Annotated in this window: 17 protein-coding genes; 10 read left to right on the top strand and 7 right to left on the bottom strand. The window is 47.4% G+C overall.

The window, feature by feature from the left end; all coding sequences use genetic code 11:
- The first annotated feature begins 193 nt into the window (after nucleotides 1-193).
- From LQ567_RS17235 to LQ567_RS17225, 3 genes are all read left to right on the top strand, one after another.
- Entirely contained in the window at nucleotides 194-3,466 is a 3,273-nt protein-coding gene (locus tag LQ567_RS17235) for a SusC/RagA family TonB-linked outer membrane protein (protein ID WP_231006648.1), read from the top strand.
- A 24-nt stretch (nucleotides 3,467-3,490) separates the two neighbouring features.
- Nucleotides 3,491-5,383 (top strand): RagB/SusD family nutrient uptake outer membrane protein, encoded by a 1,893-nt coding sequence (locus LQ567_RS17230; RefSeq protein WP_231006647.1) that lies wholly within the window; start codon nucleotides 3,491-3,493, stop codon nucleotides 5,381-5,383.
- A gap of 275 nt (nucleotides 5,384-5,658) precedes the next feature.
- The gene (locus LQ567_RS17225; RefSeq protein ID WP_231006646.1) at nucleotides 5,659-6,852 is read left to right on the top strand and encodes a hypothetical protein; all 1,194 of its coding nucleotides are present in this window, start codon (nucleotides 5,659-5,661) and stop codon (nucleotides 6,850-6,852) included.
- Nucleotides 6,853-6,865: 13 nt separating this feature from the next.
- On the opposite strand, the gene LQ567_RS17220 is transcribed toward LQ567_RS17225, so the two are convergent.
- Nucleotides 6,866-7,429: a helix-turn-helix domain-containing protein gene (locus tag LQ567_RS17220; RefSeq protein ID WP_231006645.1), complete on the bottom strand. Its 564-nt coding sequence runs from the start codon at nucleotides 7,427-7,429 to the stop codon at nucleotides 6,866-6,868.
- Between the two features lie 202 nt (nucleotides 7,430-7,631).
- A complete protein-coding gene (locus tag LQ567_RS17215) occupies nucleotides 7,632-9,383 on the bottom strand; it encodes a hypothetical protein (protein WP_231006644.1) in 1,752 nt (583 codons plus the stop codon).
- 187 nt (nucleotides 9,384-9,570) lie between these two features.
- On the opposite strand from LQ567_RS17215, the gene LQ567_RS17210 reads away from it, so the two are divergent.
- Together LQ567_RS17210 and LQ567_RS17205 are read left to right on the top strand one after the other, a co-directional pair.
- Entirely contained in the window at nucleotides 9,571-10,644 is a 1,074-nt protein-coding gene (locus LQ567_RS17210) for a sensor histidine kinase (protein ID WP_231006643.1), read from the top strand.
- Entirely contained in the window at nucleotides 10,641-11,360 is a 720-nt protein-coding gene (locus tag LQ567_RS17205; protein ID WP_231006642.1) for a LytR/AlgR family response regulator transcription factor, read from the top strand. The genes LQ567_RS17210 and LQ567_RS17205 overlap by 4 nt, the downstream gene beginning before the upstream one ends.
- A gap of 197 nt (nucleotides 11,361-11,557) precedes the next feature.
- Here LQ567_RS17205 and LQ567_RS17200 read toward each other — a convergent pair whose 3' ends face one another.
- Both LQ567_RS17200 and LQ567_RS17195 read right to left on the bottom strand, forming a co-directional pair.
- Entirely contained in the window at nucleotides 11,558-12,946 is a 1,389-nt protein-coding gene (locus LQ567_RS17200) for a hypothetical protein (protein WP_231006641.1), read from the bottom strand.
- 16 nt (nucleotides 12,947-12,962) lie between these two features.
- Nucleotides 12,963-15,737 carry a TonB-dependent receptor gene (locus tag LQ567_RS17195; RefSeq protein ID WP_231006640.1) on the bottom strand — a complete coding sequence of 925 codons (2,775 nt, stop codon included), beginning with the start codon at nucleotides 15,735-15,737 and terminating at the stop codon, nucleotides 12,963-12,965.
- 277 nt (nucleotides 15,738-16,014) lie between these two features.
- Between LQ567_RS17195 and LQ567_RS17190 the strand changes: the two genes are divergently transcribed.
- The 3 genes from LQ567_RS17190 (at nucleotide 16,015) to galE (ending at nucleotide 19,315) form a co-directional block, all read left to right on the top strand.
- Nucleotides 16,015-16,662 carry a DUF47 domain-containing protein gene (locus LQ567_RS17190; RefSeq protein WP_090392017.1) on the top strand — a complete coding sequence of 216 codons (648 nt, stop codon included), beginning with the start codon at nucleotides 16,015-16,017 and terminating at the stop codon, nucleotides 16,660-16,662.
- Nucleotides 16,663-16,759: 97 nt separating this feature from the next.
- Nucleotides 16,760-17,992: an inorganic phosphate transporter gene (locus tag LQ567_RS17185; protein WP_231006639.1), complete on the top strand. Its 1,233-nt coding sequence runs from the start codon at nucleotides 16,760-16,762 to the stop codon at nucleotides 17,990-17,992.
- Nucleotides 17,993-18,289: 297 nt separating this feature from the next.
- Nucleotides 18,290-19,315, top strand: coding sequence for a UDP-glucose 4-epimerase GalE (galE, locus tag LQ567_RS17180; RefSeq protein WP_231006638.1), 1,026 nt, complete (start codon nucleotides 18,290-18,292; stop codon nucleotides 19,313-19,315).
- Nucleotides 19,316-19,418: 103 nt separating this feature from the next.
- Here the strand turns inward: galE and LQ567_RS17175 are convergent, their stop codons facing one another.
- The 3 genes from LQ567_RS17175 to LQ567_RS17165 all read right to left on the bottom strand — a co-directional run bounded on the left by LQ567_RS17175 (nucleotide 19,419) and on the right by LQ567_RS17165 (nucleotide 24,064).
- The gene (locus LQ567_RS17175; RefSeq protein ID WP_231006637.1) at nucleotides 19,419-20,516 is read right to left on the bottom strand and encodes a mandelate racemase/muconate lactonizing enzyme family protein; all 1,098 of its coding nucleotides are present in this window, start codon (nucleotides 20,514-20,516) and stop codon (nucleotides 19,419-19,421) included.
- A 75-nt stretch (nucleotides 20,517-20,591) separates the two neighbouring features.
- Entirely contained in the window at nucleotides 20,592-22,754 is a 2,163-nt protein-coding gene (locus tag LQ567_RS17170; protein ID WP_231006636.1) for a S46 family peptidase, read from the bottom strand.
- A gap of 338 nt (nucleotides 22,755-23,092) precedes the next feature.
- Nucleotides 23,093-24,064, bottom strand: coding sequence for a 2-hydroxyacid dehydrogenase (locus LQ567_RS17165; protein WP_231006635.1), 972 nt, complete (start codon nucleotides 24,062-24,064; stop codon nucleotides 23,093-23,095).
- A gap of 237 nt (nucleotides 24,065-24,301) precedes the next feature.
- On the opposite strand from LQ567_RS17165, the gene LQ567_RS17160 reads away from it, so the two are divergent.
- Nucleotides 24,302-24,634: a PadR family transcriptional regulator gene (locus tag LQ567_RS17160; RefSeq protein WP_231006634.1), complete on the top strand. Its 333-nt coding sequence runs from the start codon at nucleotides 24,302-24,304 to the stop codon at nucleotides 24,632-24,634.
- Nucleotides 24,635-24,650: 16 nt separating this feature from the next.
- Entirely contained in the window at nucleotides 24,651-26,807 is a 2,157-nt protein-coding gene (locus tag LQ567_RS17155; protein ID WP_231006633.1) for a PspC domain-containing protein, read from the top strand.
- The last annotated feature ends 118 nt before the right edge of the window (nucleotides 26,808-26,925 follow it).

Below are 26,925 nucleotides of genomic sequence, written 5' to 3'. Positions count from 1 at the left end.
AAGAACCCGGCACAACAAACAGGCGTCTTTTGATGCCGCCTGTTTTTTATTTTGTACTTTCTACAATTATTTTTCATTTTTTTCGTTTTTAGAGGTTGAGAAATGTAACCGTTGATCAAAGCCTGTAACGATCGTAAGCCCTTGTCTTTGCCATCAACCGTTTTTTAATGTAAACCTCTAAACCAGAAATGCTATGTACACGCAGCAATTGCGTAGCCATGCCGGCTATGCAACCCTGTTTGAGCGGCCTCCGCTCAAACGCCTGTTCCTGTTCCTGATTATTTTTTTACTGCCCGGTTTGTATGGAAGTGCTGCCGGCAACACCCGAACCGCTCCTCCGGAAAAGATCATTACCGGCAAAATCACCGATGAAACCGGTGCCCCCATTAGCGGAGCATCCGTTTTACTAAAGGGATCCGCCACCGGCGTTGCTACGGACACATCCGGTAACTTTACCATAAAAGTACCCAATACCGGAGGCACGCTGGTCATTTCCCATGTGGGTTATCAGTCGCAGGAAGTGGTGATCGGCGACCAGGCAACCATCCAGGTAACGCTCAAAAGCAACGCCACCGAACAGCTGACCGATGTGGTAGTGGTGGGCTATGGCACACAAAAGAAAGTAACGCTTACCGGCGCCGTAGCGGATGTAAAAGGTGCCGAACTGGCTAAAACACCTACCATCAACCTCACCAATACCCTGGCCGGCCGGCTTCCGGGAATTACGGCCATTAATACTGGTGGCGAACCCGGGTACGACGGTTCCACGATCCGCATCCGGGGTACCAACTCCCTGGGCAACTCCAGTGCACTGGTAGTAATCGACGGGGTACCCGACAGGGAAGGAGGTATGGAGCGCCTGAACCCGAATGATATTGAGAGCATTTCCGTATTAAAAGATGCGTCTGCCGCCATTTACGGGTCGCGCGCCGCCAATGGGGTAATCCTCATCACTACCAAAAAAGGAAAAAGCGGTAAACCGTTGTTGTCCTATACCTTTAACCAGGGCTGGGCCCAGCCTACCCGTATTCCGAAAATGTCCGATGCCGTGGAATACGGCACCCTCCGGAATGAACTGGCCGTTTACGAAAATGTGCCGGTAGATCAATGGAACGCAGCATGGAAGGCACTTACCACCACCGGCACCTATAAGCGTACCGACAATGGCGCCACCGTAAGTTCTCCCGTTGGCTTTTTCCCGGACGATATGCAGCAATACCGCGACGGATCCGACCCCTGGGGGCATCCCAATACCGACTGGTTTGGCGCTACTTTTAAAAAATGGTCGCCCCAGGTGCGGCATAATATCCAGCTCACCGGAGGATCGGAAAATATCCGTTACCTGGGCTCCATCGGCTACCAGAACCAGGACGCCTATTATAAGAACTCGGCTACCGGCTATAAGCAATACGACCTCCGTTTAAACCTCGATGCCAAACTGAACCAGTATATGAACCTTACCATGGGCATCGCTGCCCGGGAAGAATACCGGTACTTTCCCACCGAAACCGCCGGGGAAATTTTCCGCATGCTGATGCGCGGCAAGCCCAATGAACCCGCCGTATGGCCCAATGGCCTGCCCGGAAGAGATATCGAATACGGGCAAAACCCGGTGGTGATCGCCACCAATCAAACGGGTTACGACCGCGACAAGCGGGATTATATACAAACCAACGGAAAACTGGAGATCCTCATCCCCGGTGTGGAAGGCCTGAAGATCACCGGTACAGCGGCCATTGATAAATACATCAAAAATCAAAAGCGGTTCGAAACGCCCTGGTACCTGTACTCCTGGGACCGCAGCTCTTATGAAGCGGATGGGGTTACTCCCAAACTGACCCGGGAACTGCGTTCTACATTTACCGACCCGAGGCTGAATCAATGGACGGAAAACACGTTGAACATCAATCTTTCCGGCTTGCTGAACTATGATAAAAAATTCGGGGAACATACGGTGGCCTTCCTGGCAGGAGTACAGCGGGAAACCGAAGACTATGAAGGATTCCGTGCATTCCGGCGGTACTATCTTTCCAATGCCCTGGATGTGCTGGATGTGGGCGGCGACCTCGAGAAGAACAATGGCGGAGGATCGTACCGGCGGGCACGCCTGAGCTATTTTGGCCGCGTGGGATATAACTATGCCGAAAAATACCTGTTCGAGTTTTTATGGCGGTATGATGGTTCTTATATCTTTCCGCCCACCAAACGGTTTGGCTTTTTCCCGGGGATCACTGCCGGCTGGCGGGTATCTGAAGAGCCCTTTTTCAAGAACAACGTTTCTTTTGTAAACAGCCTGAAGCTGCGCGGATCCTGGGGGCAGATGGGGGCTGAGCCCTATTTTGGCGGCATACTGGCCGAATACCAGTTCATTCCCGCTTATCCCTTTAGTACCTATGTGCTGAATGACGCCGTAGTGCAAACCCTTATTGAAAACCGGGTGGCCAATCAGAACTTCACTTGGGAGGTGGGTAATAACATGAATATTGGTTTGGACGCCGCATTTTTAAACAGCCGCCTTACTCTGGAGCTGGATTATTTCCGCAACCTGCGGGATAAAGCGCTGATCGCAGAAACCGGACTGGTACCGCAAAGCAGCGGTATTTCCGGGAAACTGCCGCCGGTGAACAAAGGAAAAATGCTGAACCGTGGCGGTGAATTTAAGATCGGCTGGCGTGATGATATTGGCCAGGTAAGTTATTCCCTTGGCCTGAACGGCGGGTATGCCAAAAACAAAGTGCTCTACTCCAGCGAGCCGGCGGGCGTACCGGAATGGCAGCGTACCACCGGTAAACCCTATGGCACCAACGGGTTTACCATCGTGGCTTACCAGTATGACGGCGTATTCAGAGACCAGGCAGAAATTAATGCCAATAAGGTGGATTACAGTGCCCTCACAAGTGCGCTCCGGCCCGGCGATATGAAAATAAAAGATTATAACGGCGATAATAAGATCGACGGAGATGATATGGTGGCCCTCGACAAAACCCGCGACCCCTATTTCACCGGTGGTTTTAACGGTAGCGTAGGATATAAGAACCTTGACCTCAGCTTTATGTTCCAGGGCGCTGTGGGCGGATTGCTGTTTTTCGGCACGGAGTCCGGCGATATCGGTAACTATCTCCAATATTCATTCGACAACCGCTGGACGATTGACAATCCCAGCAGTGTGGATCCCCGGATTGCCAGCAGGGGCAATACCTATTACACCGGAGGCGCAGCCCGTTTTAATACCTATTTCCTGCGGAGCAGCGACTACCTGCGGCTGAAGAATGTGGAGATCGGTTACAACCTGGCCATGCCGGAACGGGTACGGAATATTATCAGCAGTGTCCGCATTTTTGCCAACGGCCAAAACCTCATCACCTGGGATAAAATGAAGATCTGGGATCCCGAATCTACCAGCGGCAACGGACAGTATTATCCCCAGTCGCGCATCCTTAACATCGGCGCCACTGTAAGTTTTTAACCTCATCCTTTAATTCCAATAAAAATGAAAACATATACATACCGGCCATTTTTGATCCTTATGGTCATTTCATGTGCAGTTATCAGCTGCAGTAAGGAGTTTCTGAACATCGATCCCACAGGACAGGTACCCGAAGAAACCGCCTGGCAGGACCCCGCACTGGCCCAGGCCTTTGTTACCGGCATTTACAGCGGAGGAACAGGCGTATACGGGTTGGGCGTAGGCGGCTTTGACGAACAGATGCTGGCCTCCCTTACCGACGAAGCCACGTTTACCCACACAGGACGCAACATCAACACCGTAATGGAAGGCAGTGCCAGTCCCAGCGGCGTGGGATGGATCCCCGAAAGCTACAGCTGGAAAAACCTGTACGACAATATCCGGGCAGCCAATCTTACACTGGAAAAACTGGCGGCTCCGAAGATCGATACCGTCCTGGCCAACCGGCTCAAAGGCGAAGCACATTTTCTCCGGGCTTATTTTTACCACCAGTTGCTGCGCTATTACGGTGGCGTTCCCATTATTACCCAGGTATACGATTTAAACCAGGATTACAATGTGCCGCGGAACAATTTTGAAGCATGCGTCAATTTTATCACGGCCGACTGCGATAGCGCCATCTGGCTGATGAACACCAGCACCATGGATAAAGGGCGGGCTAGCGTACGGGCAGCACTGGCGCTCAAGTCGCGGGTACTCTTATATGCCGCCAGTGATCTGAATTACCTGCCGCTGGCCAAAACAAAACTCCCCGAGCTGGCCAGCCATCCCAAACCGGAGCTGTTTGGTTATGCCGGTGGCGACCGGAAGGCGCGCTGGACGGCAGCAAAAGCAGCCGCTAAGGCCGTTATGGATCTCGGAGGCGGGTACAAGCTCAGCCTGGGCGCGCCGGTTTCGGCCACAGAAGGCAAAACCAATTATATGTCCATTGCCATGAGCGGCTACAGCAAGGCGCTGGGTATGGACGCCAATGCCGGGTCGGAGGTCATCTTTGGCCGCTACTACAACCTGAATGTAAATACAGGCGCTGGGGTAAGCATTAACCTGTACAACGGCCCCAACGGGTACCATAACTGGGCCGGCAACACGCCCATCGGTTTGCTGGCAGACGATTATGAAATGGCAGATGGCACACCGTTCAGCTGGAGCAATCCGGCACAGAAGGCAAAGCCCTATGTTGGACGCGATCCCCGGTTTTACGCTACCATCCTCTATGACGGTGCTCCCTGGAAGCCCCGGGACCTGATCTCCGGGAATGTAGACCCCGCCAACCAGATCCAGACCGGACAATACGACCTGGTAGTCGGTGGCAAAAAGATCACGTTTAACGGGCTGGACACCCGCAGCAGTGCTATTGAAGACTGGAACGGCAGCCGCACCGGTTATTATATGCGTAAGTTTACCGACCCCGACCCCAAAATTGTAGATGCCAATACCAAACAACTGGTGCCCTGGCCCTTCTTCCGGTATACGGAAGCCGTGTTTAATTATATAGAGGCTTGTATAGAGCTGGGTGAAGAAGCCGAAGCTCGGTTATGGCTCAACCGGATCCGTTTCCGTTCCGGGATGCCCGCTGTTACCGACGCAGGAGCCGCTCTTAAAAACCGGTACCGGAACGAAAAACGGATCGAGATGGTTTTTGAAGAACAACGGTATTTTGATGTGCGGCGCTGGATGATTCCCCAGGAAACCCTGGGCCGCAAACTTACATTTATCAATGTAGTGGGAACCTTTCAGTCTGGAAAGCAACTGGCCGATATTTACCGGCATGATGAAACCATTTATAATTATACCTATACGCCGGTGGTGAATGAAGCCCACGAAAACCGGAAATGGGTCAATAAAATGTACTACGCCCCCATCAACCGGGATGAGATGAATAAAAATACAGCCCTGGTACAAAATCCCGGGTATTAAAGCGTTTTACGCCAGAGGTTCCCATTTCTCAGCGGGGCTGCTCGAAAGAGCGCCCCGCTTTCTTGTGGCGGTACGTCCCGGCGTCCCTTTCAGGAGACACCGGGAGGAAGGAAAGGCAGCCTCTTTTGTCATGCTGAATTTATTTCAGTATCTATGGTCTACGTTCTCAGCGGAGCCCTATGACACTGCACTCCTTTTTATGTCTTATACGGGATCTTCCAAAATTTAATATTAAATAATCATTAAATTTTGTAACTTGGATAGATTCCGGTGCAATGAAAAAAGTGTTGCTTATATGGTGCTGTATCCTGTCGATTTCAAAAATATATGCGGGTAGCGGCCCTAAAACAGTGCAATTCCTGTTTTATGGCGACAGTATTCAATTTGTTTGCAACGAAGCGCAACGGGTAGAGATTGATGAAAACACCTTATCCGACTCCAGCATTCTTAATTTTTACACCACCATCCGGCAAAAGGATTATTCCGGGGTGTTGGCTGCTTTAAAAAAATACGAAACAGCGGAGGGTGCAGACGACTGGCTGTATTACCAGCTGGTGCGTGCCGTAGTGCAGCAAATCAGCCCGAAAGAGCAGAACTATATCCGGTATACCCTGTACAAGTGGTACTTTATGCTGCAATCCGGCTTTAACCCGATGCTCAGCCTGCATGGCCGGCAGCTCTTGTTCTATATCCAAAGCGATGAAAACATATACAATATTCCCTACCGGATGAAGCAGGACAAACAATATGTATGCCTCAACTATCACGACTATGGTAGCAATATTGATTTTGAAAAAACGCCCTTTAAGGAAGTGGAGCTTCCTGTTGTTCCACAGCAGCGGTCTTTTTCCTATAAGGTTACCAAACTGCCCCGTTTCGAAACCGGAGATTATATCACCCGGGATCTTAAGTTTACCGTTTATAACCAGGATTATGATTACCAGGTAAAGGTAAATCCCAAGATCAAAACCTTGTTTGCCAACTATCCGACCGTAGATTACAGTACGTATTTTTCCATACCGGTGAGCAATGCCACCCATGCATCGCTCATTCCTATGTTGAAAAAAGAACTGAAAGGCCGTTCTGTAAAAGATGGCATCGATTACCTGATGCGCTTTACACGGTATGCATTTCCTTTTGAGGAAGACACCCGCCAGTTTGGCCGGGAAAAGCGATTGACGCCGGAACAAACCCTGCTGTACGAAGGCAGCGATTGTGAAGACCGGGTGCTGTTCTTTTTCTACCTGGTAAAAGAACTTTACAACCGGCCCATGATCGTGCTGGTGTATCCGCAACATGTTACCATCGCCGTGAAGCTGGAAAAACCCGTAGGTACTTCCATTGTTTTTAACGGGGAACAATACTCCGTTTGCGAACCCACCCCCCAGAAGGACGACCTGCCCATGGGCCGGCTACTGCCACAGCTGAAAAATATGCGGTACGAGGTGGCCTATGCCTATCATCCGTAGCAGCAGTTGGTTATCAGCCCTCACTCCCCGGCCAACGCTTCAGCGATTGCCTTACTGTTTGCTGTACCTGCCGCGCCGCCTTTATCCGGGCTTTTAACAACAACAATTGATACGCGGCCTTTTGCTGGCTGACCAGGTTACAACCATCCAGGGCCGCTTCCGCATCAAGCTCCATGTTCTGCAGCAAGGGCTTATCTTCCAGCCAGGAACTTCCCGGTATCATCAGCTTTTTTATAAACTTCCGCTTCAGGCTGAGTTGTTTTTGCTGCTGCTTCATTTTATCCAGCGCCTCGCCTAAACGCAGCAGATCCGCCTCCGCTTTTCGGGCCTGCCGGTCCAGCAGCTTTTCCAGCTGCTGCATTCTTTTTTGTTCGCGCTGCGCTTCTTTGGGATCCGGTACTGTTTTTTGCTGCTGAAATTGATGAAGCTCCGATTCTAACCGGGCCAGCTTTAGTGATGCCTGTGTGGGCAGTTCGCGCCGGTCTTTTTCATACATACTCAAAAGGGATTGTGAAACACCTAAAAAGACGGCCAGTTCCTGTTGGGTAAGGTGCAGTTGCGCTCTGAAGTATTTCATATGTTATGTTTTAGCCAGTTCAAATTTACGATGTGCCTGTAATAAAATATTTGTAATATTTTTTACTATTACAAAATCCTTATTACAGATTTGTGATACGGATTTTGTAATAAGAAATTTTATCACAGATTTTTTATTACAAAAAGCAACAGTGCTGTGGGGTTTGCAGCTCGCTTTTATCAGACCTCACAGCACCGTACACTCAAAAAAACAGGTCCAGATCCAGGGAAGAAAAAAAGCGGGGTTTATTACGCGGGGCGATGATGCTGCCCGCCCGGAACTTGAGCGGCAACAGGTATTGCAGGGGCACCCTTGCCCAAACCGGCATATTGTAATAATTCAGATTAAAGAGCGATGCAAACTGGATACCGGCAGAAGGAACAAATACAAAAGACGTACTGCCTGCGGAAAATTGCAGGCCTGCCTCCATATAACTGTACAAGCCTACAAATTTGCGGTTGCTGACCCAATAATCTACATTGCTGCGGATGCCGGCCTTTAGCAGTTGTGCCCGCTGAAATACGGATGACTCCGGCACGGGCTTTATATCCAGCAGGTCGTAACTAACGGTATACCCATGCCAGTAATCCAGCATGCCCTTCTTTGTTCCGCCGCTGTTATACTCAAATTTCCGGCTGAAATTACCGGCATTGAACCGGAGGCCTGCCCCTTTAAGCTGATGATCGGCAAAAGCCCCGGTTGTGGTGATGATAAAAGAATTGGCGACCCGGTTGCGGATAAAATTGCGATGCTGTAATGGCTGCACGGCCTGCCGGTTTTCAGGGGTCAGCAGGGATGCAGATTCAATCCATACAGAAAGATCAGATCCAAAGGGAAGGGGCACCAGCCGGAGCGCAGAAAGATGCTCCAGGAAAAAGGCGGGTTGCATTTCCGGATCATCGGGAATGGTTTGCAGGAACGGTATGGCTGTTTCATTGTGGTAAGCCGCATAAAAAGCGTTGGCCACATCATTCAATGAAAGCCGCACCGCTTCAATAATGCGACGGGCTTCGGAGGTATACGACTCATAACGGAGGGCACCCAATGTGGCCTGGTGTTGCCAGCGGTGATGGTGGCGGTTAAACTGGCCGTCGCCATAGGCATGCCACCGTTCGCCCTTGCTGTTTACAACCGTACAGCCATGCTCGGAATAAAAATCATGCAAGGCCTTGTTATTTGTAATAGTGGCCAGTATGCTCCGGTTTACTACCAGGTGCCCGGCAGCAAAAGCATCCTCCAGAAAATGATCGGCAAACCCGTTAAAAAGCAGGGCGTAAAGCAGCAATTTTCGGGCACCTTCCCCGTTGCCGTCCCGGGCCAGCCGTCCGCCCTGTTCTGCCAGGTCCATGGCCAGTATATGCAGCGATACATACATGTTAAGCGTATTCGTCTTCCCCAGTTTTTTAAAAGCAGCCGGCACTGCCGAAGGGTTCTGGCAATCCCGGATAAATGTCTTACTAAAATGCCGGAACTGTTGCCGGAAGGTTTTCCCGTATTCGTAAAAATGGGCAAGATTCACCGCCGCCAGCAAAGCATAACGCAGGTCTACCCGGGTTAGTTTTCCATCCGGGGCCGCGGCATACCCCATGGCAAGATATTGCTGATGCAGGGCAGCAATTTTACGGATCACCGAATGGCGGCTACGCAATTGTTCTTCCAGTAACAACGGATCGCTTTCATGATCACCGCTCAATGCGTTCAACATACCATAGGTAACCTGAAGCGCATCATCACCGGATAGCTCCGGGAAAAAGCAACCGGTTTTATCCGTTGCTGTTATTCCCCAATAGTAGTACAGGAGCGAATCGTTCTGCCTGAAACCATATTGTTTGAGGAACAGTGCAAAGGCCTGGTCCCCGATTTCCTTATGCTCTCCATAGCTGTATGCCCGGGCCCCGACCGCTATCAGCAATAAAGCCGCCAGGTACATACACTTCCGGTATTGCTGCCTCATCGGAAAATAAAAAGACTGCCTCATTATAAAAAACAAATGTATCAGCCGCTATTACGCAACCGGCAGGTTTTATACCAACCCTCCTGTTTTTTATACCAACCCTCCCGGCACTTATACTTTTAAAAAAGCCCGGGCACAGCGTTGCACGCGCGTTTCTTCAATCGCTTAAAAATCCTAATTTGCAGATATGGCAACCCCTTATACCGAGCTGGCTCAGGACCGGAGCAACAACCTGTGGCTGCGTTTTTTTATGAGTCCTCAATGGCGCCCCTGGCGGCACCTGCTTTGCATTTTGCTGATCGGGCTGCTGGTGGTAAAAAGCAAAAATGATGAGTACAGCCTGGCAGGAGCAGTCATTATGAAAGTGGTATTGCTGGTTTGGCTTACGGGTCTCCCTTATCTGAATATGTATTACTTTGTACCCCGTTTTTTATTCCGGCGCCGCTACTTTAGTTATTTCCTGTTGGTATTTCTTACCGCCATCGGCTGTTTTTTTCTCATCTTTGAAGGTGGCCGGCAACTGATTGCTCCCTACCGGATCATACCGCCAAAAGACGAGACGATTACCCTGGATACGGTGTTTTCCTTTCTCTTTGCCCTCTGTGTATTGCTGGCAGCATCTACCAGTATTAAATTACTCCAGCGCTGGATCGAAGATGCTGACCGTTTCCGGCAAATAGAAGTGGCCAGACTGCAATCGGAACTCAACCAGCTTAAAAGCCAGGTAAACCCGCATTTTTTATTTAATACGCTCAATAATACCCATATTCTTATTCAGAAAGATCCTGTACTGGCCGCAACCGTTCTGGTAAAACTTTCCGACCTGTTGCGCTACCAGTTATACGATAGCGCACGCGCTGCCGTATTGCTGGCTTCAGAAATCCGCTTCCTGAATGATTTTCTGGAACTGGAGCAGCTCCGGCGGGATCAGTTTACATTCAGCATCACTGCAGCGCAGCTTTCTGAAAACCGGATGGTGCCGCCTTTTTTATTCATCAGTTTTGTTGAAAATGCCGTTAAGCACAGCGCGGATCCGAGCGGCAGATCGCAGGTGCACCTGCTGTTTAAAACCACGGACACCGAACTTTATTTTTCCTGCAAAAACTCCCGTCCTGCAATGGCCAGCATCCGTCCTAAAGAGGGCGGACTGGGCCTGGCAAATGTGATCCGGCGACTGGAGCTGCTGTACCAGGGCCGGCACCATCTTCAGATAGACGAGGCTCCGGATCATTACCAGGTTGTATTAACTTTACCATTATGAACTGCATTATTATTGATGATGAGCCACTGGCCCGTGAAGGGGTGCAATTGCTGATAGCCGGTATCCCGGAATTAAGGCTTACGGGTAGTTTCAATAATGCGGCATCGGCGCTCCTGTTCCTGCAACAGCATCCTGCAGACCTGGTTTTTCTGGATATTGAAATGCCCGGCATGAGCGGGCTGGAGCTGGCGGCGGCACTTTCCGGCACCACCCTGGTGATTTTCATTACGGCCCATACAACGTACGCCATTGACAGTTATGAGCTGTCGGCCATCGATTACCTGGTAAAGCCCATCCATCACGACCGGTTTTTGAAAGCGGTACAAAAAGCCATCGCCTACCATGGTTTGCTGCACCAACCAACCCATAATACCATTGCATCGGTTGCCGCCCATTATATGTTTATAAAATCGGAGCGGAAGTATTATAAGGTCCTTTTCCGGGAGGTGTTGTTTATTGAGGGCCTAAAGGATTATGTAGTGCTTTACCTGGAAAACAGGAAGCTCATTACCGCCATGAATATAAAAACCATCCACGAGCAATTGCCGCAGCAGGTTTTTGTACGCATCAGCAAGTCCTATCTCATCAACGTGGAGCATATTGCTTCTTTCAGCAATAACAGCATCCGCATCCGCGAACACGAGCTACCCATCGGCGATGCGTACCGGGCATTTTTCTTTGATGAATTTGTAAAAAACCGGTTGATTGACCGTTAGATCCCGGTTCTATTCATAGGCACTGATGCCCGGCAAGAGGGATCTTTTTTCGTCCCCGAAAAGAGCCCTTATTACCAAGCGCAGCCCTTCTCTCCATTATTAAGGCTCCACAAGCACTTCAAAGGCAAAAGGCTGTCCTCTGTATGCAAAAAAAGCGCCTCCGAAGAAGCGCTTTTTATTTCCAAAAGAAATATCAATTACTTTTTTGTAATATTATATTTTGCACCCCATACAGTCCATCCTTGCGTCCAGTCATTTGTTCCGTCAAATGCACCAATATAGTTCGTCTTTACAAAAAAGGCATCATTCAGATCCGACTTATCAAATTTACCGGCAGTAGTCAAAGCCATTGTTCCCGATTTTGGCTGCAGGTTTGGTGTAGCAGCATTAAACGGATCCGTTAATCCTGCATCTGTTCCAGATGCAAGTAACTTGCTTGCATAAGTTCCCAAGGCAAGGGTTTGCAACGAAGCATCCGTAAGGATTGTAGCGTCTTTGGCAAAGAACGGTTGTGTTACGGAATGCAGCAGACTGTTGTAGAACATACCATTACCATCAACAAACGCTTGCTGCGTTTCTGCATTTTCAACTACCAGCCCGGCTTTTTGGCCTCCTATTACAATTGAATTTGCCAACACAACCTGGCTTCCTCTTCTGAAACGCATGCCATAACCATAGTCCGCAGAAGTACCTGCGGCGTTATTCGGTCCGATCGCCGTGAAGTTTGAAAGCACCGGGTGCGTAATTGGTGTTGTTGTATAAGGAATTTTCCCGTTTGTATTGTCCACCTCAAAATTATTGGAAATATCTCCGGAAGTACCCTTATCATCTGTAAAACCAGGTGCTTTAACAGAAACAGCGAACTGGATTTTACCACGGTATCCATCATCCATATCAAAATCATCATCTGCGCTGTTGTAAGCAATCAGGTATTTACAATTTACGGTTCCTCCAAAAAATTCATAGGCATCATCCAATCCGTTAACAACCTGAATATGATCAATGGTTGTGCCATTTCCCACAGCATATAAAGAAAGACCATTCACCTCGTCACCGGGATTTACCGCCTTGCCCGCGTATTCAATCCGAACATATTGCAATGTTCCGCTATTATCAGCATCATTTGTACCTCCGAAGGCTTTATGCGCAGCATCAACGCCGCCTTCAATTTCCTGGTGATTACGGTTTCCTGTAGCATTACCCACTAACACAAGACCGCCCAGATCACCCGGAGCCGGGGTTGTCTCGGCCGATGTGAAGACGATGGGATCGTTATTTTTACCAATAGCGTTTATTCTTGCTCCTTTATAAACAACCAGTACCCCCGCAGAATCCTTGTTAGATATAATTTGTGTACCCGCTTCAATGGTAAGTGTTGCTCCACTTTCAACATACACATACCCTCTTAACCGATATTTTTTATCCTTTGTCCATGTTTGGCTGGATGAAATACTTCCACGAATATCAACAGTTCCTGCCTGTCCGGGAGGTGTTACAGGAGGGGGAAGATCTTCTCCTTTACTGCCGCATGATGAATATACAACTGCTGCAAGAGCAATTACGGACATCATCTTTAAATTTTTCATGTTTGCTTTTTTTGTTTTAAAAATTATACTTCAGAGATAAATTAGCCGATGTTCCCAGCTTATAGCGCCGTGTAACCCGGTCGCCTTCACTGTCATATTCAGGGTTTGTTTTCGATTTATCAAACCGATAGTACATAACGAAGGGCTGAGCCAGGATATCACTTATTGTTGCCTTCAATTCCAGTTTATTTCTGGCGAACTTTTTGCTGATTTGTGCATCAAGAACACTTCTCGGTTTTTCGTAAATATCTACACCTGCATCACCCTGGCCTCTGAACGCTAACCTGGGACCGATCCGGTTGAACAACACGTTAACGGAAAAATCATCATTTGCATAATTTAAGCCCCCGTTGATCAGATATGGCGACAGGCCTTGCATAAGTCCGTTATTGATATTGGAATTTTGCAGTTTTATAGATCCTTTGATATAGGAAAGATTTGTATAAAAGGTTAAGGCATTAAAAAAGTTTCCATCAATAAAGCTCAGTTTTTTCCGAACTTCCATTTCAGCGCCATAGACCTTTGCGTGTTCGGCATTTTGATAGGAGAGTATTGAATTACCCTGGTTTACCTGCTCAATAGGATTTTTAAAGTATTTATAGAACCCAGTAATTGAAATGATTTCTCCAGCAGCGGGAAAAAGCTCATATCGCAGATCTCCATTTGTATTTTTACTCCTTACAAGGTCCGGATTACCGCGGTAAATAAAGTCCGTAGTATAGTCGTATAAACTGTAGGAAGCAATCTCTCTGAATTCAGGTCGGTTTACAGATTGAGAGCCTGCTAACCGGATATTGGATTTCGGCGTTACTTCGTAAGTAAGGTTACCGGAAGGAAGAAAGTCCAGATCCTGCTTTTGTACTTTTAAACTACCGCTAACCGGTATAAGCTGCTGATCATAATTTTCCACGCGTACTCCCCAGTCAAATTTCAATTTATTGGAAAACCGGTTATTCAACATCAGATAACCTGCATTCAAATACCCCTTACCCTGGTAATTGGTAGAGTTATTACCAATATTAGCAACAGTAAGTTGGTATTCATCAATATTTTCAGGTGAAAAAATGCCAAACGGATTGCTGCCCGTTCCTGCCGGCAGCTCTGCGCCTCCTGCATATAAAGAGGCATATCCCAATGCATTTACCTCTACGTCTTTTAATCTGAAATATCCTGCATATCCCGCCTTAAATTTCTGTTCGTTGTTAAACAACTGGAAGGGATACTGGTAATTTAAATTTGCACCGAAAATGTTCTCTTTCAGATTAGAATAAATACGTCCTGCATTTTGAATCGACGGAGAGTTTTCATTTGATACTTTGCGAACGAAATTGCTGTTGTCTGTAGAAGTAAACGTGAGAATACGCTGATCCGGCTCGTTTCTGTACGTTAAAGAGTAAGACGCATTCCAGTCTATAACACTTTTATTCATCTTGTGTTTACCTTCAAAAACAGAGTTGAATATTCCATCCTGACGAGCCTCATTTTGGGAGCTTTTAAAATAAATGGCGTTGTTTGCACCATTGGAAGTGTTGACCCCGCTTCTCGCCGCTGTTGTAACAGAAAAGTCATTATTAAAGAGATTCTTCCATGAAATCGTATTATTACTGTTATACGAATAGGTAAGGTTCACCAGGGCGTTTAGATTTCTTTTTTGAATATGCGCATCCGTATTATAGTTAAATAATCCTGTTTTTGCAATATCATATTCTATTAGTTCCGAAGGTTTAAATTGCTGTCCTATTCCATATCCAATTGAATAAATATAGCCCAGCTTCTTTGCTCCGGAAAACAATTTGGAGTTGCCGCCTGTATAGCTCAGACTTAAATTGGGCAAGGCGCTGGGGCCATTTTTATACCCGTAACTATTAGAGAATAACTTAGTAACTGCAATTTTGTAGTCATTGGGAAGTCCTATAAAGTTATTCCGGTATTTATAGTATGAGTTTGGAAGATCTCTGGAATAATCGAAAAATCCAAGAAAGTCCAGCTTGCCCTTCGGTTCTGATGTTTTCGTTTCCTTAAATGTGGTTAGGGTGTTATATCCTATCGAAAGAGAAAGTTCGCTTAATTTTGTTGTAGGGTATTGTTTGGTCGTTATTTTTATAGCCCCTCCCGCAAAATCACCCGGAAGATCAGGTGTAGCAGATTTGTAAACAACAATATTATCCACTATAGAAGAAGGCAGAATATTAAAAGCAAAGGCTTTTTTATCCGGCTCAGTACTCGGTAAAATTGCATTATTTAATAATGCGGTGTTATAGCGTTCACTGAGCCCCCTTATAATAACAAATTTGTCATCTTGTATAGAGGCCCCACTTACCCTTTTTAATACGTCTCCCGTATTTCGGTCAGGAGATTTTTTAATAATATCTGCCGATATACCGTCGGAAATAGAGGAGCTTAATTTTTGTACATTATAAAGAGAAGCAACAGATTCTCTTTTAGCACTTGATTTTACCACTACCTCCTGCAATTGTTGGTTGAATTTATCCAATGTGATGTTAACTACAGGAATTTCTGTATCTGAAATCTGTATATCAGCAACTTCCTTTGTTTGATAACCAACACTCGAAACGGTCAGGCTGTATTTGACATTTTTCTTTATTGATATATAGAATCCGCCATCTACGTCAGTTGTTACTCCCTTTTGTTCTCCTGTTATTGTTACGGATGCGCCCACAATAGGTGAACCGGTCTCCCCATCTGTGATTTTTCCTGAAAGCTTGCCCTGAGAAAAAGCAATATGAGAAACAAAAGCGAGGAGCGTAACAAACAGCAGCCTAATTTGCATATAGAATATTTGCTGCAAAAGTCAAATCGCATTGTTATCTCACCGTTACCCCGATGTTACCAAATCGTCATCGCAACATTACCTTAATATTAAGCCGCAGCGCCGCTATGCATTTCCTGTTGAAAACCCAGCCTGTTTTCCGCTATAAATACGGGTTTTGTAAGTTAAAAACCAAATGAAACCGCAATTCCTATATTAAGGAATTATTAATTCCTGTAATTTTATGGTGATACTTCAACGAACGGGATAATTTTGCCACCAATTTTAAAAACATACCATGGGACTTAACTCATTTCTCAAAATCTTTACCCCCAGCAATACCGTTTTTTTTGAATTGTTTGAAAAAATAGCAGCCAATGTGACTTCTATGGGGAAACTTTTAAAGCAGATGGTCAATGAAACCGATATCAATAAACGGAATTCCCTTTCCCAGTCCATTATTGATATGGAACATGGTAATGATGAGCTGACCCACAGCGTTTTTACGGAGTTGGGGCGGAATTTCATCACTCCTTTCGATCGTGAAGACATTCATTATCTGGCCACTTCGCTGGATGATATTGCCGACTATATTTACGCCACCGCTAAAAAGATCACTACTTACCGGGTAAACCCGAATGAAACCGGCATACAGAAAATGGCCGAACTGATCGTACAGGCGGCCGAGCAGGTGCAGGCAGCAGTGATGGAGCTCCGGGATATGAAAAAAGTACGTAATATCACGGAAGCCCTGGTAAAAATAAACAGCATCGAAAACCAGGCAGACGACGTTTTTGACTTAAGTATCGAATATTTATTTGATACGGAGGCCGATGCAAAAGAAGTGATCAAGAAAAGAGAAGTATATCAGGCAATGGAAGTGGTTACGGATAAATGTGAGGATGTAGGCAACGTAATCGAATCCATTATTATTAAATATGCATAAGAACGGTTCGTAGGTCATTACCGGTGATCCTCCTGTATACCGATACAAACGGCTCATCCCTGACTTATTATCAAATCAGCACATTAGCACATTAATTATGTTTACTTACCTCGTTGTTATCATAGCCCTGGCATTGATCTTTGATTATATTAACGGGTTTCATGATGCAGCCAACTCCATTGCTACCGTTGTATCTACAAAGGTCCTCACGCCTTTTCAGGCGGTAATCTGGGCAGCCCTGTTCAACTTTGTAGCTTACTTTATCTTTAAAGATCATGGCGTAGCCAATACCATCGCAAAAACGGTGAAAGAAAACTTTATCGATCTTAACGTGATCTTTGCCGGGCTCATTGCGGCAATTATCTGGAACCTTTTTACCTGGTGGCGGGGTATTCCCTCATCCTCATCGCATACCCTTATCGGCGGTTTTGCCGGAGCCGGTATTTCCCATGCCATCGGAATGGGGGAGGGCAATCCCTTTACTGCGGTAAACTCAAGTGTTATCCTGACCATTGCCGCGTTTATATTCCTGGCACCCATCATCGGGATGATTGTGGCCTTCCTTTTCTCCATCTGGTTTATCAACTCCTTTAAAAAAGGATGGCGGGTAAAATTTTTCTCTCTTCTTATAATCGTCGCCGTATTGGTATTCCTGAGTTTTGTTCTGGAAACCGATCCTGAGAAACTTAAATCGCATTATGAGTCTTATTTTTTAAAGGTCATCTTTTACTCCCATAACTTCAAATACATCCTATTAGGGCTGATATTGATCGTCATGGCCATTTTTTCCCTGTTTTTGAGTGGACTTAATGCACATCGTGCCAATATCTGGTTTAAACGGCTGCAGCTGGTTTCTTCGGCTATTTTCAGCGTTGGGCACGGCGGAAACGATGCCCAGAAGGTAATGGGTATCATTATGGCGGCCCTGGTGGCCTATGATCCCGGCTCTTACAACCTGAATCACATGGTGGTTTGGGTACCGCTGGCCTGTTATACCGCCATTGCCCTGGGTACCATGAGCGGCGGCTGGAAGATTGTAAAAACCATGGGAACCAAAATCACCAAGGTGACGCCTTTTGAAGGGGTGGCCGCGGAAACAGCCGGAGCGCTTACCCTGTTTGCCACCGAAGCCATGAAGATCCCGGTAAGTACCACGCATACCATCACCGGTGCCATTATGGGCGTGGGCGCCACCAAGCGCCTGTCGGCCGTGCGCTGGGGGGTAACCATTAACCTCATCTGGGCCTGGATTCTCACGATTCCGGTAAGCGCCGTACTGGCGAGTATTGTTTATTTCATTATGAAACTGGTGGTGCCGGGTATCCAGTAACATTTTAGAAGCATTGATATTTAAATACAAAAAGTACCCGGATCCGGGTACTTTTTTTGTATGTTGATCTATCCTGCTTTTTTCAAACTCAGAATCAATGCCGTTTATGTAAGCGATTTTTTTATCTGGCGCAGATACGCTGATGGCGGTTGTGGCGCTTCCACTGCAATATTTTTGAATACCAGTAAAGCTGGTAGCGCATCTGCGGTCTCAACCAACCGGCATTGCATCCGGAATCGGGCCGGCGCCCTGAACCTAACGAAAAAATCCGCACCTTTGTAACTCAATAAAATTTATATGAGTAAGATTTTGGTGACAGGTGGTTGTGGCTATATCGGGTCGCATACAATCGTTGATTTAATTGAAAACGGGTATGAGGTCATTTCAGTAGATAACAACAGCCGTTCGCAGCCCTTTGTGCTGGAAAATGTTGGAAAAATTACCGGCAAAAATGTAAAGAACTATAAAGTAGACCTCTGCAATTTTGACGATACCCATGCTATTTTTGAAGAAAACCCGGATATTACCGGCATTATCCACTTCGCCGCCTATAAAGCGGTGGGCGAATCGGTGGAAATGCCCCTGGTTTATTATGAAAACAACCTGAATTCCCTGATCAACATATTAAAATGTGCCCGGGATTTTGATACCCCTTATTTCGTTTTTTCCTCTTCCTGTACCGTTTACGGCAATCCCGATTCTATACCGGTAGTGGAAACCACGCCTACCAAGCCTGCAGAGTCTCCTTACGGCGCTACCAAGCAAATGGGCGAACAGATCCTGTCTGATTTTGCAAAAGTGTTTGACACCAATGTGATCGCGCTGCGGTATTTTAACCCGGTAGGAGCGCACCCGTCTATCCAGATTGGGGAACTGCCCATTGGCCGGCCACAAAACCTGGTTCCGGCCATTACGCAAACCGCCATTGGCAAGCTGCCCAAAATGACGGTTCATGGGGCCGATTATGATACCCGCGACGGTTCCTGCCTGCGTGATTTTATCCATGTAAGCGATATCGCTCATGCGCATACCCTGGCCATAAAATACCTGGAAGAAGTAAAAAATAAAAGCAATTACGAGATCTTCAACCTGGGTACCGGAAACGGGGTTACGGTTTTGGAAGCCATTCAGTCTTTTGAAAAAGTAAGCGGCACCAAACTGAATTATGAAATCGGTCCCCGCCGCCCCGGTGATGTGATCGCCATCTATGCCAATAACGACCATGCGGTAAAAAGCCTGGGCTGGGATATCAAATATGGCCTGGATGACATGATGCGTACCGCCTGGGAGTGGGAGCAGAAGCTGGCCAAAGAGCCGCAGTAATAACAGCGATCAGCATTTAGTTTTCAGATTGCAGATTTGAGATTTCAGATTGCAGATTGCAGATTTGAGACGCTGATGGCTAAATGCTGATCACTTATATCTGTTATGCCGGCTTGAGGAAGTCTTCCTTTATTACCGCCCCGATCCCCGGAGCATCCGGCACTTCTATTACGCCTTTTTCTTTATACACCATACCGCCCGTTACAGGATCTTCGCTAAACATCAGCGCGGTGTCAAAATCAAAATAAACAATATTCGGACTGCAAAGCGCGAGATGCGCAAAGGCTGTCATAGCCAGCCGCGATTCCAGGAAGGCGCCGATCTGTATTTCCATGCCGGCCGCTTCTGCCAGCCGGATCATTTCAAGGGCATTATAAATACCGCCGCTTTTTCCCAGTTTGATATTGATGCGATCGCAGGCCCCCATTTTAATGAGCCGTTGCACGTCGTGCTGGTCACAACAGCTTTCATCCGCCATCATGAGAATGGGACTTTGCGCCTTTATGTCTGGCAGCTCCGTAAATTGCCAGCGGGGAATAGGCTCTTCGCAATGCTGGATGTTAAAAGGTGCCAGGGCTTTCAGGGTTTCTATGGCTTCCTCTTTGCTCCAGCCCTGGTTGGCATCTACCCGTAGCGGAATCTCATTACCCACAGCCGCCCGTATCGCCCGGATCCGTTCCACATCCTGCGCACCGCCTTTACCGATCTTCACCTTAATCACCGGGAATCCCTGTTCTTTTATTTTCAAGGCATCCGCCGCCATTTTTTCCGGCGCTCCCACACTTACGGTATAATCGGTGGCAATCTCCTTGTCCTTTTTTCCGCCCAGGAACCTGTAAAGCGGCTGGCCGGCATGCTTTGCCGCAATATCATACAGCGCCATATCAAACGCACTTTTGATGCTTTTGTTCCCGTAAATGATCCGGTCCATATCTGCGATACGGTCGCCAATCGCCAGGGGATCCGTTCCCAACAGGGCTTTTTCAAAGTACCGCCCCACCACCAACCCGGTATCTGCCGATTCTCCGTTGATGCTCATAAACGGGCTGCACTCTCCCCAACCCGTGATACCGGTATTGGTTTCTATTTTTACAATAACGCTTTCCGCATTGTACAGCGGCCCCAGCGAAATGATAAAGGGTTCCTTTAAGGGAATGAACAGTTTGTTGAGATCGATCTTTGTAATAACGAGTGATTGCATGTGCTAAAAATACAAAAAGCGACGCTTATGCGCCGCTTTCTATCCATCAATAACGTTCAAAAAATCATTACAGGTTTACCGTACCAGTTTCAATTCGTTAATAATATTGGTGGCCCCGCCCAGTTTATCGATGCACCACAGTACATAGCGGATATCTACGTTAATGGTCCGGTTCAGGTCTTTGTCAAAAGCCAGTTTGTGGCTCAGGGCCTCGTAGTTACCATCAAAGGCCAGGCCCAGCAGCTCTCCGTTGCCGTTAATTACCGGTGACCCGGAGTTACCGCCGGTGATGTCGTTGGTAGTAATAAAGCCTATTACCAGGTCTTTGCGTACGGGGTCGGCATATTGACCAAAATCTCTTTTTTTCAATAGCTCGATCTGTTTTGCCGGCAGGTCGTATTCGTAATCACCGGGTTTATATTTCTCCAGTATTCCCTTTGAAGTGGTTACATAATCATAAAATACAGCATCCCGGGGCTTGTATGCTTTTACCTGTCCGTAGCTTACCCGCATGGTAAAAGTGGCATCCGGGTACATCATTTTTGCCGTTGTTGGGTTCATGGCCATTACCCCTTTCAGGTATAAACGGCCATAATCATTATTCTTTGCCGTAAATTCCTGGTATTTGGGACCTACGCCCTGCTGGTAGTTACGGATAAATGCCCCCGCCTGTGCAAATGCCGGATCAGCCTCCAGTGTTTTCAGTTCCGGGTTCTCTGCAAATGCCTTCCATTTTGCATCATCAAATAAAAAGCTGTTGGCAAATACATCCGCTGCATATTTTTTATAGGTAGCGGCATCCGCAAGATTGCCATATTTTGTTTGCAGCTCATTGTAAAACGCTTCGGGCTGCTGGCTTTTATCTACATGCTCATAATACATCTGGGTAACGGCTGCCAGGATATTCTGGTCGGAAGGCTTGTCTTCTTCCTTTATGAATTCGTCCCGCGCATCGGATAAACCGGCCGCCATTTTAACGAGATCCGCTTTAGGCGCACCGGCTGCCAGTGCATTTCTTAACGCAGTAAGCGATGCAGCAAAGCCGATCAGCGGAGAGCCCATAATGCCTTCATTCAGATACACCCTTGCCTTTGCATAAGGTTTCCAGTCTTCATAGGCCCTGGCCCAGTCTGAAAAAATATCCTGGTATTCGGGTTTTCCTTTTGCCCAGGCATTGAATCGATCTTCTGCGGCTTTCTTTTGTCCGTACACATCATACTTCAGCAGTTGCTTGGTTTCTCCATCGAAAAATTTCCAGTAATTGGCAATACCGGCATAGCTGGAAGCCAGTTTCAACTTTATGGCCGGATCCTTTTTCATCTGCTCAAACATATATTTCAAACGCACATCCCTTAATTCCACCAGGGTAGGATTGTTTACATCCGTAGCCAGTTTGATCCCGTAGGAGGATTCATACCGGTTGGTTCCGCCGGGATATCCCCAGATCATGGCAAAATCGCCTTCTTTAACGCCTTTTAAAGAAACGGGCAGGAACCATTTGGGTTTTAAGGGAACATTGGCCGGGTCATAGCCAGCCGGTTTATTTTGTTTATTGGCATACACACGGAACACGGAAAAATCGCCGGTATGGCGGGGCCATTCCCAGTTATCCGTATCACCGCCAAATTTACCAACAGCTTCGGGAGGCGTTCCTACCAGGCGGATATCGCTATACCGTTCATACACAAAAGCCAGGTACTGGTTGCCTTTAAACAGGGGACTCACCCGGGTTTCAATACTGGCTGCTGCATCACTCATCCGCTTATTGATCGCCGCCAGCACCTCCGTCTGTTTGTCGGCCCGTGCCTTTCCGCTCAGGGTACCCAGGGCCTCAGTTACTTCTTTGGTTACATCTTCAATACGCAATAAGAACTGCACACTTAGTTTGGTTTTTATTTCTTCTCCTTTATTACGTGCATAAAAACCGTCGCGCAGGTAATTATGGTCAACCGTGCTTGCAGTGGCGATAGCGTCATACCCGCAGTGGTGGTTGGTAAAGATCAGCCCCTCGGAACTCACAATTTCGCCTGTACATCCACCGCCAAAAATGATGATGGCATCCTTTAACGAGTTTTTATTAATGCTGTACAATTGCTCCTTGCTAAGCTTCAGGCCTTTTTTTACCATGTCGTTATACACCTGCTGGCCCAGTAACTGCGGCAGCCACATTCCTTCATCCGCATGGGAACGGAATACTGCGGTAACCAAAACCAGCAGCAACAGAAAACTTTTTTTCATTCGATCATACATTTTTTAATACGTAAATAGACATTATTGTCTTGTAAACAAGCGTTCAAACATACAACAAATGTTTGCAAGTTTTTACCCGGCATTGCCCCGGGACAGACCATAACCGGGTCGGCTTTAGACAGTTATTAACAAAAGATGTATTTTCTTAACAGAAATATGATAAAAATAACCGGCGCTTAAATAAACGCGGCCCGTGAATCTTAAAAATTGGTTTTAGTAAAATATGCAGCTAACGCCTGGTCCGGGACGGCTATATATAGCCCGCCACCTGCCCAAAACGCCGATGATTTTAAAAGAGCCGGTATCCCGCCATGCAGCGGGCAGCCCTATTTTTCGTAAACCGCTGCATTCACCACTGTTGGCAACGGCTCACCCTTTAAGCCGGCGATCACATTTTTTGCCGCCATTACGGCCATCGCATCGCGGGTTTCTACCGTAGCGGAGCCGATATGCGGCAGCACACATACATTGGGCATTTTGAGCAACGGGTTTTGGGGGTCCATCGGTTCCGGGTTGGTTACATCCAGGCCGGCGCCCCAAATCGTTTGATGATCCAGGGCTCCTTTCAGGTCGGCCTCGTTATGCAGGCCACCCCTTGCGGTATTTATAAAGATGGACCCGGCTTTCATGTTCCCAAATGCCTCCTTATTAAAAAGGCCTTTTGTTTCCGGCGAAAAGTTGGCATGTACGGAAAGCACATCGCTTTGTGCCAGCAGCTCCTCAAAAGAAACATACCGGGCATCCAGTGCTTCTTCGGCTTCGGGGTTGGGTTTCCGGTTGTGGTAGATCACCTGCATGTCAAAAGCGGCCCGGCATTTCTTTGCCATTTCATAGCCGATCTTCCCCAGCCCAAACACCCCCAGGGTTTTTCCATACAGTTCGACCCCTAAATCGGCAACCGGCTCAAATTCCTGCCATTTTCCATCCAAAATTTTATGATAGTTGTAAAAGGCTTTGCGCGATACCGCAAGCATCAGTAAAAAAGCAGTATCGGCTGTAGCCCTGCTCAGCACCCCGGGCGTATTGCCAACCGGGATCCCCAAACGGGTAGCTGCGGCAATATCTACATTATCATACCCAACGGAAAACAGGGATAACACCTTTAAATGGTTGCAGGCCTCCAGGAAGCCCGCGTCTGCCTTTACAAAACCGGCGCTCAGCAGCGCATCAAAGGATTTTACCCGGGCGATCAGTTCTTCCTGCGGCAATGTTTTTTCAGCAATGGTGTATGATATACCGGCATCCTGCAAAAGCGTGAGGCCTGCCTGGGGAATCTGTTTGGTAATGAATACGTTCATGTGTGCGGGTTGAGATCTGAGATTTTGAATTGAGCATCCGGCTTCCGGTGATTAGCATCCAGCTTTTTATAATTAATTATTCACCATTGACGATTGCCTGTTCTCGATTGACCTCAACGAAGCTACTGTTATTCACCGACATTTTATCTTCTTCAACCGGCAAAAAGCACCAAACAAGGTACTATGCATTGCCAAATACTAAATTTTGCCAATACCTTTGTGCAACAACCCCTAAAAATGAATATCGATAATACACAGAGCCAGATGCGGAAAGGGATCCTGGAATTTTGCATCCTTTCTGTTATTAAGAGAGGTGAGGTATATCCGAGTGATATTATTGAAGAGATGCGGGCAGCCGGTTTACAGATCCTGGAAGGGACTCTTTATCCCCTGCTTACCCGCCTGAAGAACGCGGAAATGGTTACCTACCGCTGGGAGGAAAGTAACAGCGGACCGCCCCGGAAATATTTTTCGCTTACCGGTAAAGGCGAAGATTTTTATAAAGAGCTGGAACAAACCTGGAACGAATTATCAAACGCAGTGAATACCTTAAGTACAAAACCCCTATAACTACAAAACAACGATAATGAAACAGATCATCAACATACAACTGGGCGGCCGCAGCATAGCTATTGAAGATTCTGCTGCGCAAAAGGTGCAACAGTACCTGGAAAGCCTGCGGTTTCACTTTTCGAAAGAACCGGGCAAGGAGGAGATCATTTCCGATATTGAAGCCCGTTTTTCCGAACTGATGTTTGAAAAGCTCCGGAAGGGCGCTCCGCATATTACCGATGAGGATGTAGATGAAATGATTGCTACCATGGGCCGGCCGGAGGATTTTGCGGAAGACGCCGGAACAACCGGATCCAATAGTGGCTATACTGCGTTTGCCGCAGGCAGCCGGAAATTATACCGGGATGCCAACAACAAAGTGCTGGGTGGCGTATGTAGCGGTGTGGCCAACTGGATCAATATCGATCCTTCTATTGTACGGGTGCTGTTTGCAATTATTGCCTTTGGCGGGTTTGGCGCCGGCTTCCTGATCTATATCCTGCTGTGGATCTTTTTACCTTCCCGGAACCTGGAAGGTTATAAAGGCAAACGCCTGTTCCGCAATCCGGATGATAAAAAGATCGGTGGTGTGGCCAGCGGTATTGCCGCCTACTTCGGAAAAGAGGCCAATACCGTACGCCTGATCTTTGTGCTTCCGTTCATCCTGAGTATCATTAATGGTATTTTCAGTCACGGAGACTTTGACCCTTTCCGTGGCGTGTTCTTCAGCTCTCTGAGCGGAACCTTCCTTACTGTTTATATTATTCTCTGGATCGTATTGCCGGAAGCGATCAGCCCTTATGAAAAAATGGAAATGCATGGCCAGCCCGTTGATCTTAATTCGATTAAGAACAATGTACAGAATTCGATGGGCGATGTTTCCAGCCGGTTAAAAAACTGGGGAAAGGAAGTACAGGAGTCGGCAGAACGTTTGGGCAATTCCAGCAAAACCTATAGCAGGAATTTCGGCCGGGAATTTGGGAATGCTGCAGGAAAGGGTGCCCGGGGCGTGGGCCATGGAATCGCAGTAGTAATCAAGGCCTTTTTCCTGATCGTTTTCGGAACCATTATTTTTTCGCTCTTTATCGGGTTGATGGCCCTGCTGTTCAGCGGATATGTATTTGCACCTTTCAATAATTTCCTTTGGACCAGCGAAAATCAGCAGTTCCTGGCCTGGGCTACGGTATTGCTTTTTATTGGCGCACCAATCGTTGGCGCAGTGATCTGGCTCTTCCGCATGATCCTGAATGTAACCACCCCCGGTAATTACCTGAACTGGTTGTTTGGCGGGCTTTGGGCCTTTGGATGGATATTCCTGGTGCTGTTTATCAGCAGCATTTCAAAAGATTTTAAACGGGCGCAAACAGCAGAATTGCCGGTGTCTATCACCCAACCCAAAAACAATAAACTCATCCTTACCGTTTCCCAGCCTGAACTGGAGTTTAACGGAGATTTTACCTGGATGCAGGATCGCGGCGACCGGGTTTCGGGATTCAGCCTAAATAAAGACACCTTAAAGCTGTCTGATATTTCCATCCGCTTTGATAAGAGCACCGATTCGTTGTACCACGTTTCTGTGATACGCCAGAGCTTTGGTAAAACCGATGAAGACGCCCTGGCCCGTTTGAATAAGATCCAGTATACCGTTCAATCTTCAGACAGCATACTGGACCTGGCCAGTGGTTTTTCGGTAGACAAAACCAGCAAGTACCGGCTTCAGCGGGTTCAGGTAGTGGTACAGGTGCCGGTGGGCAAAAAAGTTCAACTGGATCCTTCTGTAAACGAAAAACTCAATACCCTTGATATAGATGTGGAATCGGGAACATCCGGTATCCGCCGTATCCGGGAAAGAAGAAACTACCGCTTTTACAGTCCCAACATTGCGTATACCATGATGGAGAACGGCAGTCTTGAAAGCGAAAACGGTCCCGTGGAAAGCAGCACCACGACGGGAGGAACAGATACTTCCTACAGATGGCGGGAGCCCGCAGTGAGCACTGATACAGCAGCAAAAGAACCGGCATCCGGAACCTACCGCTATCCATCTGCAACAGCCGCGCCCGATTCAGGATCGTACCGGTATAACGGGGGCACTGATAAACCCGTGAATCTTTCCAAGGAAGAGTTAAACCGGTTATTACAACAAAAGGAAAAAGAGATTGAAGACCTGCGCAAAAAAGTAACACAGTAAACATACCTACGCCGGAGTCCTTCTTCCGGTGCTGTTAAAACCATATTTATTCACCATACCGGCGGGGCGCCATCGCCCCCGCTGCTTCAAAAACGGGCAGGCTCCCGTATGGGATGCC

Source organism: Niabella pedocola (assembly GCF_021044425.1).
Classification (GTDB): Bacteria; Bacteroidota; Bacteroidia; order Chitinophagales; family Chitinophagaceae; genus Niabella; species Niabella pedocola.
Note: the sequence above shows the minus strand (reverse complement) of the source record. Positions and strands in the feature narration are given on the sequence as shown.

Bases quoted from the DNA above. Each gene is read 5' to 3' on its own strand.
- LQ567_RS17235 (WP_231006648.1), top strand. From the start codon at position 194: ATGTACACGCAGCAATTGCGTAGCCATGCCGGCTATGCAACCCTGTTT.
- LQ567_RS17230 (WP_231006647.1), top strand. From the start codon at position 3,491: ATGAAAACATATACATACCGGCCATTTTTGATCCTTATGGTCATTTCA.
- LQ567_RS17225 (WP_231006646.1), top strand. From the start codon at position 5,659: ATGAAAAAAGTGTTGCTTATATGGTGCTGTATCCTGTCGATTTCAAAA.
- LQ567_RS17220 (WP_231006645.1), bottom strand. From the start codon at position 7,429: ATGAAATACTTCAGAGCGCAACTGCACCTTACCCAACAGGAACTGGCC.
- LQ567_RS17215 (WP_231006644.1), bottom strand. From the start codon at position 9,383: ATGAGGCAGCAATACCGGAAGTGTATGTACCTGGCGGCTTTATTGCTG.
- LQ567_RS17210 (WP_231006643.1), top strand. From the start codon at position 9,571: ATGGCAACCCCTTATACCGAGCTGGCTCAGGACCGGAGCAACAACCTG.
- LQ567_RS17205 (WP_231006642.1), top strand. From the start codon at position 10,641: ATGAACTGCATTATTATTGATGATGAGCCACTGGCCCGTGAAGGGGTG.
- LQ567_RS17200 (WP_231006641.1), bottom strand. From the start codon at position 12,946: ATGAAAAATTTAAAGATGATGTCCGTAATTGCTCTTGCAGCAGTTGTA.
- LQ567_RS17195 (WP_231006640.1), bottom strand. From the start codon at position 15,737: ATGCAAATTAGGCTGCTGTTTGTTACGCTCCTCGCTTTTGTTTCTCAT.
- LQ567_RS17190 (WP_090392017.1), top strand. From the start codon at position 16,015: ATGGGACTTAACTCATTTCTCAAAATCTTTACCCCCAGCAATACCGTT.
- LQ567_RS17185 (WP_231006639.1), top strand. From the start codon at position 16,760: ATGTTTACTTACCTCGTTGTTATCATAGCCCTGGCATTGATCTTTGAT.
- galE (WP_231006638.1), top strand. From the start codon at position 18,290: ATGAGTAAGATTTTGGTGACAGGTGGTTGTGGCTATATCGGGTCGCAT.
- LQ567_RS17175 (WP_231006637.1), bottom strand. From the start codon at position 20,516: ATGCAATCACTCGTTATTACAAAGATCGATCTCAACAAACTGTTCATT.
- LQ567_RS17170 (WP_231006636.1), bottom strand. From the start codon at position 22,754: ATGAAAAAAAGTTTTCTGTTGCTGCTGGTTTTGGTTACCGCAGTATTC.
- LQ567_RS17165 (WP_231006635.1), bottom strand. From the start codon at position 24,064: ATGAACGTATTCATTACCAAACAGATTCCCCAGGCAGGCCTCACGCTT.
- LQ567_RS17160 (WP_231006634.1), top strand. From the start codon at position 24,302: ATGAATATCGATAATACACAGAGCCAGATGCGGAAAGGGATCCTGGAA.
- LQ567_RS17155 (WP_231006633.1), top strand. From the start codon at position 24,651: ATGAAACAGATCATCAACATACAACTGGGCGGCCGCAGCATAGCTATT.